At 66.1% G+C, this 12,095-nt stretch carries 12 protein-coding genes and 1 riboswitch; of the genes, 10 read left to right on the top strand and 2 right to left on the bottom strand.

The window, feature by feature from the left end:
* The first annotated feature begins 71 nt into the window (after positions 1 to 71).
* The 4 genes from ASD37_RS12440 (at position 72) to ASD37_RS12425 (ending at position 4,224) form a co-directional block, all read left to right on the top strand.
* Positions 72 to 563, top strand: a complete 492-nt coding sequence (locus tag ASD37_RS12440) for a MarR family winged helix-turn-helix transcriptional regulator (protein WP_056551280.1) — start codon at positions 72 to 74, stop codon at positions 561 to 563.
* Positions 564 to 719: 156 nt separating this feature from the next.
* A riboswitch (guanidine-III (ykkC-III) riboswitch) is annotated at positions 720 to 785 on the top strand.
* 9 nt (positions 786 to 794) lie between these two features.
* A complete protein-coding gene (locus ASD37_RS12435) occupies positions 795 to 1,109 on the top strand; it encodes a multidrug efflux SMR transporter (protein ID WP_056551279.1) in 315 nt (104 codons plus the stop codon).
* Positions 1,110 to 1,194: 85 nt separating this feature from the next.
* The gene (locus ASD37_RS12430) at positions 1,195 to 2,481 is read left to right on the top strand and encodes an MFS transporter (protein ID WP_056551278.1); all 1,287 of its coding nucleotides are present in this window, start codon (positions 1,195 to 1,197) and stop codon (positions 2,479 to 2,481) included.
* A gap of 123 nt (positions 2,482 to 2,604) precedes the next feature.
* Positions 2,605 to 4,224: an ABC-F family ATP-binding cassette domain-containing protein gene (locus ASD37_RS12425; RefSeq protein WP_056551277.1), complete on the top strand. Its 1,620-nt coding sequence runs from the start codon at positions 2,605 to 2,607 to the stop codon at positions 4,222 to 4,224.
* Between the two features lie 3 nt (positions 4,225 to 4,227).
* Here the strand turns inward: ASD37_RS12425 and ASD37_RS12420 are convergent, their stop codons facing one another.
* Positions 4,228 to 4,860, bottom strand: coding sequence for a TetR/AcrR family transcriptional regulator (locus tag ASD37_RS12420; RefSeq protein ID WP_056551276.1), 633 nt, complete (start codon positions 4,858 to 4,860; stop codon positions 4,228 to 4,230).
* Between the two features lie 79 nt (positions 4,861 to 4,939).
* Between ASD37_RS12420 and ASD37_RS12415 the strand changes: the two genes are divergently transcribed.
* From ASD37_RS12415 to ASD37_RS12395, 5 genes are all read left to right on the top strand, one after another.
* Positions 4,940 to 5,971: a Rieske 2Fe-2S domain-containing protein gene (locus tag ASD37_RS12415; RefSeq protein ID WP_056553153.1), complete on the top strand. Its 1,032-nt coding sequence runs from the start codon at positions 4,940 to 4,942 to the stop codon at positions 5,969 to 5,971.
* Between the two features lie 30 nt (positions 5,972 to 6,001).
* On the top strand, positions 6,002 to 7,075 hold the full coding sequence (locus ASD37_RS12410) for a dihydrodipicolinate reductase (RefSeq protein WP_056551275.1): 1,074 nt from the start codon (positions 6,002 to 6,004) through the stop codon (positions 7,073 to 7,075).
* A 153-nt stretch (positions 7,076 to 7,228) separates the two neighbouring features.
* Complete coding sequence (locus ASD37_RS12405) at positions 7,229 to 7,735, top strand: YkgB family protein (protein ID WP_082570114.1); 507 nt, start codon at positions 7,229 to 7,231, stop codon at positions 7,733 to 7,735.
* On the top strand, positions 7,732 to 8,985 hold the full coding sequence (locus tag ASD37_RS12400) for a bifunctional alpha/beta hydrolase/OsmC family protein (RefSeq protein ID WP_056551274.1): 1,254 nt from the start codon (positions 7,732 to 7,734) through the stop codon (positions 8,983 to 8,985). The genes ASD37_RS12405 and ASD37_RS12400 overlap by 4 nt, the downstream gene beginning before the upstream one ends.
* 1 nt (position 8,986) lies before the next feature.
* Complete coding sequence (locus ASD37_RS12395) at positions 8,987 to 10,432, top strand: NAD(P)/FAD-dependent oxidoreductase (protein WP_056551273.1); 1,446 nt, start codon at positions 8,987 to 8,989, stop codon at positions 10,430 to 10,432.
* 34 nt (positions 10,433 to 10,466) lie between these two features.
* Here the strand turns inward: ASD37_RS12395 and ASD37_RS12390 are convergent, their stop codons facing one another.
* Positions 10,467 to 11,279 (bottom strand): hypothetical protein, encoded by an 813-nt coding sequence (locus ASD37_RS12390; protein WP_056551272.1) that lies wholly within the window; start codon positions 11,277 to 11,279, stop codon positions 10,467 to 10,469.
* Between the two features lie 84 nt (positions 11,280 to 11,363).
* Here ASD37_RS12390 and ASD37_RS12385 point away from each other — a divergent pair, with 84 nt between their 5' ends.
* Positions 11,364 to 12,014 (top strand): maleylpyruvate isomerase family mycothiol-dependent enzyme, encoded by a 651-nt coding sequence (locus ASD37_RS12385; RefSeq protein ID WP_162253259.1) that lies wholly within the window; start codon positions 11,364 to 11,366, stop codon positions 12,012 to 12,014.
* Positions 12,015 to 12,095: the final 81 nt, after the last annotated feature.

Genomic DNA, 12,095 nt, shown 5'->3' with positions numbered 1-12,095 from the left:
GCGACGGTAGTGGTGTAATTGACATGTCAATCATCACAGAAATAATTCACATGTCAACTAGTTAGGGAACGATGGGCGCATCAAGGCGCAGTGGTCTGCCCACCAGCGAAGAGTTCGCAGTGTGGCGGGCCTACATCCAAACGGTCGAAATCCTTCGCTCCCGAGTGCAAGCCAAACTGCAAGCGGACTCTGGACTTTCGGACGGTGACTACAAGGTGCTGCTCGCGCTCAGCGAGACCGAGCAGAAGTCGATGCGCTCCTCAGAACTCGCCGCACACATCGAGTGGGAGCGCAGCAGGTTGTCAGGCCACCTTGGGCGCATGGAGAAGCGAGGGCTCATCCGGCGAGAGCCATGCGCCGACGACGCCAGGGGTTGGCAGGTCGTCCTCACCGACGACGGGTCGCGCGCCTTCCGTGCGAGCTTGAGCCCGCACGCGCAGGCGGTCAAGGCCTTCTTCATCGACGCGTTCACGGACGCTCAGCTCACCGAGGTCGACGACACCACGAGGGCGCTCCGCGCTCACCTGGGCCTGACCCCGATGACCGGCAGGCCCGCCAAGTGAAGCGCCGCCGAATGCGGGCGCAGCCCGCGTCTTTCAACCGTGCCGGATGGACCTGCGAAATAGACTGATTCACCAAATCGGCATGGCGTCTAGTCCGGCTGCCATGGTGGCGCTGTCGGCTCGTTGCCACCCGGGTGCGGATGTGACATGTTCGAAGAAGAGCCTCAATGAAGGCTTCCGGACGAGGGGTGCCGTACCCGGCGAGCGAAAAGACGGCCCAGGGAGTTTCTCGTGTCCTGGATGGTTCTGGTCATGTCGGGTGTCTTGGAAGCCGTGTGGGCAACTGCCCTCGGCAAGTCCGCGGGGTTGAGCAAGCTGTCGCCGAGCGTGGTGTTCGGGATGGCGCTCGTCGCCAGCATGGCTGGCTTGGCCTACGCGATGCGGGACCTGCCGGTCGGCACGGCGTACGCCGTCTGGGTGGGCATCGGGGCAGTCCTCACCGTTGTCTATGCGATGGCGACGGGGGACGAGCCGGCGTCGCTTCTCAAGGCGGCGTTCTTGGTGATGATCATCGGCGGCGTGGTCGGGCTCAAGCTCGTGCACTGAGCTACTCGAGACCCTCACGCAGGGCCGTCGCCAAAGCTCGAGGCCGTCTGTCAAGCTGCTCGGCATCGAATCACGGAGGAGAACGATGTCGACACCGCGGGACACCGCTGCGATTGAGCCCCTGTCCACCCATGGGCCGACTCGTGCGTGGGCCGCCGTCGCGGTGCTCTCACTCGTCGGCACCCTCAACTACGTCGACCGCTTCCTGCCGGGTGTGCTGGCCGAGCCCATCAAGCGCGAGTTGGCGTTGTCCGACACCGCAATTGGCGTCATCAACGGGTTCGGGTTCCTCATCGTCTACGCCGTGCTGGGCATCGTGATCGCCCGCGTGGCCGACCGGGGGATCTTCGGCGCCGTCATCGCCGGCTGCCTGACGTTGTGGGGTGCGATGACCATGCTGGGCGGAGCGGTCCAGTCCGGCCTACAGCTCGCTCTGACCCGCGTCGGCGTGGCCGTCGGCGAGGCGGGCAGCACACCGGCGGCGCACGCCTACGTGGCGCGCAACTTCGTCCCGGAGAAGCGGTCGGCACCGCTGGCGGTCATCACCATGTCCATCCCGCTGGCCAGTGCCGCCAGCCTGCTCGGCGGCGGTCTGCTGGCCCAGAGCTTGGGCTGGCGTGCGGCTTTCGTCGTAATGGGCGGAATCAGCGTGCTGCTCGCACCCCTGGTGCTGTGGGTGGTTGGCAGTCGCCAGACCCTTCCCACCCCGCCGCCGCGGGAACGCTCTGCGGCACTGAACTGGTGGGATCTGCTGCGCAAACCCAGCTTCCTGGCCATGGTGGGCGGCACTGCGCTGGTGTCGGCGGCCGGCTACTCGCTGACCACCTTCGCGCCCGCCTTCCTGATGCGCACCCGAGGGATGTCGCTCGGCGAGGTCGGCATCGAATACGGCCTGGCCACAGGTTTTCTCGGAGTTCTGGGGCTGCTGATCGTCGGACGCATCGCCGACAGGTTGGCCACCCGCGACCCGCGTTGGCTGCTGTGGATCGTGGTCATCCTGATCGCGGCCCTGCTGCCGGCTTCGGTACTGGCGTTCATCGTCGAGAGTCGCACGTTGTGCGTGTGGCTGCTGGCACTGGCCTACGTCATCGGCACCGCATATCTGGCGCCGTCCATTGCGGCGATCCAGCGTCTGGTGCTTCCCGAGCAGCGCGCGACGGCGTCGGCCATCTTCTTGTTCTTCAACGCGACGCTCGGCGCGGTCGGGCCGTTCCTGACCGGTGTGATCAGCGATTCACTGACCGCAGAGCTGGGCCCCCAGGCGCTGGGCCGTGCCCTGCTGATCCTGGTGCCGACCATGCAGCTGGTGGCGATCGGCTGTTACGCGCTTGCCGCGCGACGCTTCCGCCGGGACATCGTCGAGGAGCGCTGAGCGACTCCAGTCACGTCACGGATGCATCGCGAAATGTGTTGCCGCGGAGCAGTGTTACGCGACGCCGCCTCGCCTCGGTGAGGCCGCTGTTCGTCAGACAAGCGCATAGGCAACGATGGGGCAATGGGTCACCTGGAGGTCGCGCACGTTGACTACTACCTGCCTGACGGGCGGCTGTTGTTGGCGGACGCCAGTTTCCGGGTCGAGCAGGGCGCGACCATGGCCCTGGTGGGCCCGAACGGGGCTGGCAAGTCCACGCTGATGCGTCTGGTCGCCGGGGAGCTGCAGCCCGACGAGGGCACGATCACCACCAGCGGCGGCCTCGGGGTGATGCCCCAGTTCATCGGTTCGGTGCGTGACGACCGGACGGTCCGCGACCTGCTCGTCGCGGTGGCTCGCCCGTCGATCGTGGCGGCGGCGAAAGCGGTCGACGCCGCGGAGTTGGCGATCATGACACGCGACGACGAGGCCGCGCAGATGGCGTACGCACAGGCGCTGAGCGATTGGGGCGATGCCGGCGGTTACGACTCGGAGAACCTCTGGGACGTGTGCACGGTGGCGGCCCTCGGCATGCCCTACGACAAGTGCCAGTGGCGGCAGGTGGGAACCCTGTCCGGCGGCGAGCAGAAGCGCCTCGTCCTCGAGGCGCTTCTTCGCGGCCCCGACGAGGTGTTGCTGCTCGACGAGCCGGACAACTACCTGGACGTACCGGGCAAGCGCTGGTTGGAGGAGGAGCTGAAGAGGACCACCAAGACGGTGCTCTTCGTCTCGCACGACCGTGAGCTGCTGTCGGTGGCTGCCGACGCGATCGTCAGCGTCGAGCCGACGCCCAGCGGTTCGGACGTGTGGGTGCACGGCGGCGGGTTCGCGTCCTTCCACGAGGCGCGGGAGCGACGGTTCGAGCGGTTCGACGAACTGCGAAGGCGCTGGGACGAGAAGCACGCGCAGCTGAAGAAGCTGGTCCTGGACATGCGCGGGTACGCCGGGCGCAGCGATGCGATGGCGTCCCGGTACGCCGCGGCCCAGACCCGGCTGCGGATGTTCGAGGAGGCCGGTCCGCCGCCGGAGCCACCCCGCAAGCAGGACATCAAGATGCGGCTGCGCGGCGGTCGCACCGGACTGCGCGCCGTCACCTGCCAGGACTTGGGGCTGACGGGGTTGATGGACCCGTTCAGCTTGGAGGTCTTCTACGGTGAGCGGGTCGCGGTGCTGGGCTCCAACGGTTCGGGAAAGTCGCATTTCCTGCGGCTGCTGGCCGGCGAGGACGTCGCCCACACCGGCACGTGGAAGCTCGGCGCGCGCGTCGTCCCCGGTTTCTTCGCCCAGACACACGCCCACCCCGAGCTGGAGAAGCGGACCTTGGTCGACATCCTGTGGGAGGTGCACGCCAAGGGTCGAGGTGCGGCGATGGGTGCGCTGCGCCGTTACGAGTTGGAACAGCGGGGCGACCAGCCCTTCGGCAAGCTCTCGGGCGGCCAGCAGGCCCGCTTCCAGATCCTGCTGCTGGAGCTTCAAGGTGCGACCGCGTTGCTGCTCGACGAGCCCACCGACAACCTCGACTTGGAGTCCGCCGAGGCGTTGCAGGAAGGCCTCGAGCTCTACCAGGGCACGGTGTTGGCGGTCACCCACGACCGCTGGTTCGCCCGCACCTTCGATCGCTTCCTGGTCTTCGGCGCCGACGGTAGCGTCCGCGAGACCACCGAACCCGTCTGGGACGAGGCCCGCGTCAAACGCGCGCGTTAGGCCCTACGGAGGCGCCTGCAGGTAGGCGACCAGCGCATTGGTCAAACCCCGGCGCGCGACGTCGAGGTCGGCGTAGGAGCCAAGCTGGCGCTCCGACACGAGGCCCCGCATGGCGCCGGGGATCAGCGTGGCCACCTCGCGGACGCGTTCCGGGTCGACGTCCAGATCGGCAAATGCGTTGCGGCAGATGGCCAACCACGATTGTCCCCAGGAATACAGTTCCGCCGCGGTCTGCGGGTACAGCCGCTCCAGTTCGGAATGGTCGCGGGGCAATGCGGCACGCAGATTCTCGATGGCTCGAGAATCCGGGGCGGCCAGACCCTCGTACAGGGTGTCGACGATGCTGGCGACCCTGTCGCCCAGGGGGTCGTCTCCGCCGACGGCGGCGAACACCTCCGCGCGACGCTCGGCGGTCCGATGCAGCACGGCGGCCCAGAAGCCGTCGGTGTCGCCGAATTGGTACTGCACCGCGCCCCACGTGGCGCCGATGTCCTTGGCGATCCGGTTGGCCGACACCGATCCTGGGTCGCCCGAGGCCAGCGACTTCAGCGCGGCCTCCAGCATGTTCTCGCGAGTGGCCTGGCCTCGCCGATTGGGGCGCCGGGCCGGCGACGAAGCGTCGGCTACATCGGTCATTCTGCGAGGGTAACCCGTCGGGAACGCTTTTCGTCGAAACCACTATGAATGTTTCATTGACTGCTCTATGCTTCGCCGCATGGCCAAGCCGCCCCTTTCCATGAAGCCGACGGGCTGGTTCCAGGTCGCCTGGTCCGACGAGGTCGGTATCGGCGACGTCCACACGATGAAGTACTTCGACCAGGAAATGATCGCCTGGCGTTCCGAGTCCGGTCAGGTCACCGTGATGAACGCCTACTGTGAGCACCTCGGCGCGCACCTCGGATTCGGCGGCACCGTCCACGGCGAGATCTTGCAGTGCCCCTTCCACGGCTGGCAGTGGAATCAACAGGGGCGCAACGTATGTATCCCCTACGAGGACCGGCCCAACCGGGGTCGCCGCATCAAGACATTCCCGGTGACCGAGCGCAACGGCTCGGTCTACATCTGGCACGACGTCGAGAACCGCGAGCCGTTCTTCGAAGCACCGGACATCTTCGCCGATTTCGGTGACGGGAGCAGCGAGGCGAACTACTACCCGCAGCAACGGCTGTTCCAGCAGGGCCTGGAGATGCACCCGCAGTACGTGCTGGAGAACGGCGTGGACTTCGCTCACTTCAAGTACGTGCACCAGACCCCGATCGTGCCCGTGTTCACACGCCACGACTTCGACGACCCGGTGTCCTACGTCGACTTCACGATCACCTTCGAAGGCGACGACGGTCAGAAGATCGAGGACGTCAACAGCGGCGTCGAAGCCATCAACGGCGGGCTTGGGATCGCGGTCACCAAGAGCTGGGGGATGATCGACAACCGCACCATCTCCGCGATTACACCCGTCGACGACGCCACCTCAGACGTGAGATTCATGGTCTACATCGGCCGCCCACCCGCGGACTCCGCCAAGGACCCGGTGCGTGCCGAACGCAAGGCGAGCGAATTCGGCGCCGAGGTGATCCGGCAGTTCAGCCAGGACGTCCACATCTGGGCTCACCAGCGCTACTCCGATCCGCCGGCCCTGGCGAGCTCGGAGCTCGAAGGTTTCACCGCAATCCGCAAGTGGGCGTTGAAGTTCTATCCCGACGGCAAGGGCGGCAGCGCCGCGGATCTTGCCGCCCGCTCCACCCCCTGACCGACCACGTTCTCTTCAGAAGGGCTGTCCATGACCATCAAGGTTTTCCAGGTCGCGACCGGCAACGTCGGCTCCGAGATGATCAAGCGCATCGCCGATCAGCCGGATCTCGAACTCATTGGCGTGCATTGCTATTCGCCGGAGAAGATCGGCAAGGATGCCGGTGAGCTGGCCGGCCTGGCGCCCAATGGTGTGATTGCCACCGGCACGGTCGAGGAGATCATCGCCGCCAAGCCCGACGTGCTGACCTTCCACGGCGTGTTCCCCGACGAGGACCTCTACGTCACGGTCCTCGAAGCCGGCATCAACGTCGTCACCACGGCCGACTGGATCACCGGCTGGCACCGCGACCGCAACCACCCGCATGCCTCGGGTAAGCCGGTCAGCCAACTGCTCCAAGAAGCTTGCGAGAAGGGCGGTTCCACGTTCTACGGCACCGGCATGAACCCGGGCTTGAACCAGATCCTTGGCGTTGTCTGTTCCGCCGACGTCGCCGAGATCGAGAACGTCACCACCATCGAATCCGTCGACGTGTCCTGTCATCACAGCAAGGACACCTGGATCGAGGTCGGATACGGGTTGCCCGTGGAAGACCCGTCGATCCCGTCCAAATTGGAGAAGTACACCCGGGTGTTCGCCGACAGCGTGTACATGATGGCCGACTGCTTCGGCCTGACATTGGACGAGGTGAAGTTCAGCGCCGAGCTCGGTGCCTGCACCAAGGACGTCGACCTGGGCTGGTACACGCTGCCCAAGGGATCACTCGGCGGCAACTACATCAAGTACCAGGGCATCGTCGACGGCGTCCCGCGGGTGGAGACCCACCTCGAGTGGCAGATGACCCCGCACACCGATCCCGGTTGGGACATCAAGGGCTGCTACATCACTCAGATCAAGGGTGACCCCTGCATCTACAACAAGCACATGATCTTCCCCAAGCCCGGCGTCGACCTGTCCAACCCCGACAACTTCGCCTCCATCGGGATGACCGTCACCGGGATGCCTGCGCTCCACGCGATCAAGTCCGTCGTCGCCGCGGCGCCCGGCATCGTCACCAGCGCCGACCTGCCACTGCGGGGCTTCGCGGGACGGTTCGCGCTGTAGCTGCTCGCCTATGTCGCATCCGTTACGCGACTGGGCCGAATTGCGTTCCCCACAGCGCAAAGGCCGACCGGTCGACGGCGTCGTGTAACGCCACGCCCCACCGGAAGCACTCCTTTTACGTAAGCGGATAACCCGTCGTTAAAAGGAATGCCAATGTCATTGGACACTCTCACGTCTCGCCTGTATCGCTCACCCATCGCCTCTCGGGTGGCCCCGGTAGGAGAAGTCGCGGTGCGGTACGCACTCGTGTTGGTCATCGCGTGGATGGGCGCACTAAAGTTCACCGACTATGAGGCCAACCTCATTCAGCCGCTGGTCGCGAACAGCCCTCTGATGGGCTGGGTGTACGACGTCGTGCCGGTGACGACCTTCTCGGCTGTGCTGGGTGTGGTCGAGCTGACTGCAGCCGCGCTGATCGCCGTAAAGCCCTGGGCACCAAGAGTATCCATCGTCGGTAGTCTGACGGCCGTCGTAATGTTCGTCGCGACGCTCAGCTTCATGTTGACCACTCCCGGTGTGGTGGCTCCCGAGGCCGGCGGGTTCCCGGTGTTGTCTCTCGTGGGCGGGTTCTTGGTGAAGGACGTCGTCCTGCTCGCAGTGGCGCTCTGGACGCTGGGTGACGCCGTGCGGACTCTGCGCTCGGAACCGCTGAGCCGATGACGGCCGGGCACGTGAATCCCTCGACTAAAACGGTCTTCCGCGGCAGTAGTGGCGAGTTGGCCGGCAAGCTGGAGATGCCGAGTGGCACCCCAAAAGCCTGGGCCCTGTTCGCGCACTGCTTCACCTGCGGCAAGGACAACGTTGCAGCGGGCCGGATCTCGCGAGCGCTGGCGAGTCAGGGTGTCGCGGTACTGCGGTTCGACTTCACCGGCCTGGGGGAGTCCGACGGTGACTTCGCCGCGACCGGCTTCAGTTCCAACGTCGAAGACTTGGTCTGCGCCGCAAATCATCTCCGCGACCAGTTCAGTGCCCCGGCCGTGCTGATCGGGCATTCATTGGGCGGGGCGGCCGTTGTGGCGGCCGCGCTGCGCATCCCCGAGGTCCGCGCTGTCGTCACCATCGGTGCACCGGCTGACCCCTCCCACGTCACCGGGCTGCTGGGCGACGCGCTACCCGCCGTGGAAGCCGGCGAAGCCACGGTGTCCATCGGGGGGCGACCGTTTCGGGTGCGTCGTCAATTCCTCGACGACATCGCTATGCAACCGCAGTCCGAGCGCATTTCCACCCTCGACGCCGCGCTGCTCGTCATGCATGCCCCAGCAGACCAGATCGTGTCGGTCGCCAACGCGCGAATCATCTTCGACCTTGCCCGTCATCCGAAGTCGTTCGTCGCTCTCGACGGCGCCGACCATCTTCTCAGTGATCGAGCCGATGCCGAGTACGCGGCAAACGTCCTCGCCGCATGGGCGAGCAAGTACGTAACGGCCCCCACGACTACTGCCGAACCGATTACCGACGATCCGGCCGAGGGTGCTGTCCGGGTCGCCGAGAGCGGTCCCGGCAGACTCACCCAGCAGATCAGTGCGCGCCGGCATCGGCTGACCGCGGACGAACCTCGCCCCGTGGGTGACGACGCCGGCCCGACGCCGTACGACTTGCTCTTGGCCGCGCTCGGCGCCTGTACGTCCATGACGCTGCGGATGTACGCCGATCGGAAGCAGTGGCCGCTCGAACGCGTCGTCGTCGATTCACGCCACTTCCGCATCCACGCCAAGGATTGCGCCGAATGCGAGACCGCCGCGGGGATGGTCGACCGGATCGAACGCGACATCACCCTCGTCGGCCCGCTCGACGCCGACCAACGCGCCAAGCTGCTCGAGATCGCCGACCGATGCCCGGTGCATCGCACCCTCCGTTCCGAAGTGTCCATCCACACCGTTGAAGCACCAACAGACCATGAAATAGGCTGATATGAATCAAGATTCGGACTTCGACGTCGTCGTCGTCGGCGGAGGCCCCGGCGGCGCCTCAGCGGCGGAGTACCTCATCGCCGATGGGCTCGAGGTGGCGCTGGTGGAGGAACGCCTGATCGGCGGTGAATGCCACTACTGGGCATGCAATCCGACGAAGGCACTACTGCGCCCGATCGAGGTGCTGGCCCTGGCGAAGGCCGTTCCCGGCGTCCGAGAAGCGGTGGGGCCGGGCCAGCTCGACGTCGCAGCCGTCTTCGCGAAACGGGACACCATCGTCGACCACCTCAACGACGACGGCGCCACCGCCGAGATGCAGCAGAGCGGGCTGACGGTCATCCACGCCCATGGCCGCCTCGCCGGCCCCCGCGAGGTCACCGTCACCCACCCCGACGGCCGCGAGGAGACCGTTCGAGCGCGGCACGCGGTCGTGCTCGCCACCGGCACCCGTCCGACCATCCCCGACGTACCCGGGCTGGCCGAGGCGAATCCCTGGACCAACCGGGACCTCGCGACCATGACGCACGTGCCACCACGAAGCCTGATCGTCGGTGGCGGCGTCGTCGGCGTCGAGTTCGCCACCATCCTGGCCGGCCTGGGTTCTAAGGTCACACTGGTCGCCCGCGGCGGCACCCTGCTGCGCAACTCCGAGACCGTCGCCAGCGAGATGGTGACGGAGTCGTTGCGGCGCAAGGGAGTAGACCTTCGCTTTCACGCTCACCCAGCTGGCGTGGTCCGACCGGTCGCGGGCGGCGCCGTCAGCGTCACCGTCGACGACGAGACCATCGAGGTGGACGAAGTCGTCGTCGCCGCGGGACGGACGGTCAACACCGATTCCCTCGGCCTGGAAACCGTCGGGCTGCGTGCCGGAGAGTTCGTTGCCGTCGACGACCATCTGCAGGCACTCGGAGTGGACGGCACCTGGCTGTACGCGATGGGCGACACCACCGGGCGCGCGCTCTTGTCGCATCTGTCGCAGTATCACGCAGTCGTGGTCGCCGACGTCATCGCCGCCCGCGCCCGAGGCCGTCAGCTCGACGCCGACGAACTCGTCGCCCGTGACCCGCACAACCTTCCCCAGGTCGTGTACACCGACCCGCAGGTCGTCGAAGTGGGACGAACCGAAAGCCAGGCGCGCGCAGACGGATTCACGGTCACGACGACCACCGCGCGCTACCCGGACGCCGTCCCCGACCTCGCCATCTTCCGCGACGGGTTCGACGCCTGGGCGAAACTGGTCGTCGATGCCGATACGGACACCCTGCTCGGCGCAACCTTCGTCGGACCCGAGTTCGCCGAACTCGCCCAGGCGGCCACCCTCGCCGTCGTCGCCAAAGTGCCGATCGAGACGCTGCGTCACGTCGTGGCGCCGCATCCCTCGATCAACCAGATCTGGAATCCGCTCCTGGCCCGACGGCGGGACGGTTCGGGTGATCCGATGAGTTGAGGAGGTCGTGGGACTCGCTGGCTGGCGACTGTGGTCAGGTCAAGTGGTCGAAGTCCCCGCGGGCCCAGGCGATGTGCCGGTCCGCAGATGCTCTGAGTATCGCCTTCGCATCGGCGTTCACGGAGTTGTTGAAGTTTCCGTAGATCCGGTCGTATTGCAGTGGTTCGAGCTGGGAGACGATTCGCTCGACCACGGCGCCCGAAAGCGGGATGTGGTTGGGATAGCTGCGCATGAAGCCGACTGACCGATGATCGGGGTTTGGGAAGACACTGTCCCCGGTGAGTAGGACCCCGTTTCCGTCGGCCCCGGCGTCCCAGTGCAGAACGCTGCTCCCTCGGAAGTGGCCACCAACCTGGTGCAGTGTCACACCTTTGGTGATTTCGCGGGATCCGCTCCAGAATTCGACCATCGGATCTTCCCGGCCCAGCCATTCTCGGTCTGCTTCAGCGACGAGCACCGGGGGATTCCCGAGCCGGCGGGACCATTCCACTTGCACGCCGAACATGTGCGGGTGACTGGACGCGATCGCCAAGACCGCGCCGCGGGCGAGAACCCGGGCACAGGCCGCGTCGTCCACATATCCGACCGGGTCCCAAATGATCGACCCCGCGGGCGTTGTCAGTACTTGCATCGTCTGGCCAATGCCGACCGATGGATGGGTGCCCACCCCGGTCAAACCCGGTTCGTTGTCGATCCACGTCAGCTGCTGGCCGGCCGCGGCCAGGTCGCCCAATGACGTCCACCGCTGACCCGTGGCCGGCAGGTACTGCCGGTCATCCGAACAGATCGGACAATCCTTCGGCGTGGGTTCGTCGTACTCCACGGCGCAGGTGGCGCAGATCAACATGCCGGCCTCCTCGAACTCATTCGACCCACAAAGGCTAGAACCTCGTGCACCATCGAGGTCAACTGGAGAATCGGGAGGGGCTTCGTGACGGTTGCAGACGACGTAGAAGCCGAAAGAGCGACGCTGGCTGACACGTTGGAGGCCGTCGGCCCCTCCGCCTCTGCCGGATGTGGCACGTGGACGGCATTCGACCTGGCGGCACACATCGTCGGTGCGGACCGGGCGGCCGGGACGATCACGTTCTGCATCCGGGTGATCGCCGCGAGGGGCGTCCAATTCCGCCCAAAGGCCCAGTTGCTCTCATATGCCATCAACAGGGAACGTCGTGGGGGATATGCCGCACTGCTCGCTCACCTCCGCAGGCGGACCCCACGCTTGCTGCTGACTTCAGCGGTCGCAGCCTTGACGTTGTTCGAGGTGTGGACCCATCACGACGACCTGGCCACCGCCAACGGCCTCGACCACGGCGCGCCAGAGCGTCTCGCCTTGGCAATTCCTCCGCTGATGCGCTACCACGCCGCGCTTCTGCCTTCGGCCCGGTTCGTCGTCCGCACGACCAACGGGTACCAGTGGACGTTCGGTCCTGACGGCAGCGACCTCGGTACTGTCGAATTATCAGGCTCCACAGCCGATCTCGTACGTTGGCTGGCCGGCCGAGCGCCACTGTCGGTACTTGACGTAAAGGGTGCGCCGGCCGTGGTCGATCAGCTGCATGCGTTCGCCTGCACCATCTAGCAATTGGGTCCGGGGTGCGACTGCGTTCGGTCTCCGCGCATGAAAGGGTAGACGCCGACCCAACGCCGAGACGACGGGAGT

The sequence above is a fragment of the Mycobacterium sp. Root135 genome (assembly GCF_001426545.1).
Lineage (GTDB): Bacteria > Actinomycetota > Actinomycetes > Mycobacteriales > Mycobacteriaceae > Mycobacterium.
This window is presented reverse-complemented; position numbering and strand designations above follow the sequence as displayed.

Bases quoted from the DNA above. Each gene is read 5' to 3' on its own strand.
- ASD37_RS12425 (WP_056551277.1), top strand. From the start codon at position 2,605: ATGGGTCACCTGGAGGTCGCGCACGTTGACTACTACCTGCCTGACGGG.
- ASD37_RS12400 (WP_056551274.1), top strand. From the start codon at position 7,732: ATGACGGCCGGGCACGTGAATCCCTCGACTAAAACGGTCTTCCGCGGC.
- ASD37_RS12410 (WP_056551275.1), top strand. From the start codon at position 6,002: ATGACCATCAAGGTTTTCCAGGTCGCGACCGGCAACGTCGGCTCCGAG.
- ASD37_RS12415 (WP_056553153.1), top strand. From the start codon at position 4,940: ATGGCCAAGCCGCCCCTTTCCATGAAGCCGACGGGCTGGTTCCAGGTC.
- ASD37_RS12390 (WP_056551272.1), bottom strand. From the start codon at position 11,279: ATGTTGATCTGCGCCACCTGCGCCGTGGAGTACGACGAACCCACGCCG.
- ASD37_RS12430 (WP_056551278.1), top strand. From the start codon at position 1,195: ATGTCGACACCGCGGGACACCGCTGCGATTGAGCCCCTGTCCACCCAT.
- ASD37_RS12440 (WP_056551280.1), top strand. From the start codon at position 72: ATGGGCGCATCAAGGCGCAGTGGTCTGCCCACCAGCGAAGAGTTCGCA.
- ASD37_RS12420 (WP_056551276.1), bottom strand. From the start codon at position 4,860: ATGACCGATGTAGCCGACGCTTCGTCGCCGGCCCGGCGCCCCAATCGG.
- ASD37_RS12405 (WP_082570114.1), top strand. From the start codon at position 7,229: ATGTCATTGGACACTCTCACGTCTCGCCTGTATCGCTCACCCATCGCC.
- ASD37_RS12395 (WP_056551273.1), top strand. From the start codon at position 8,987: ATGAATCAAGATTCGGACTTCGACGTCGTCGTCGTCGGCGGAGGCCCC.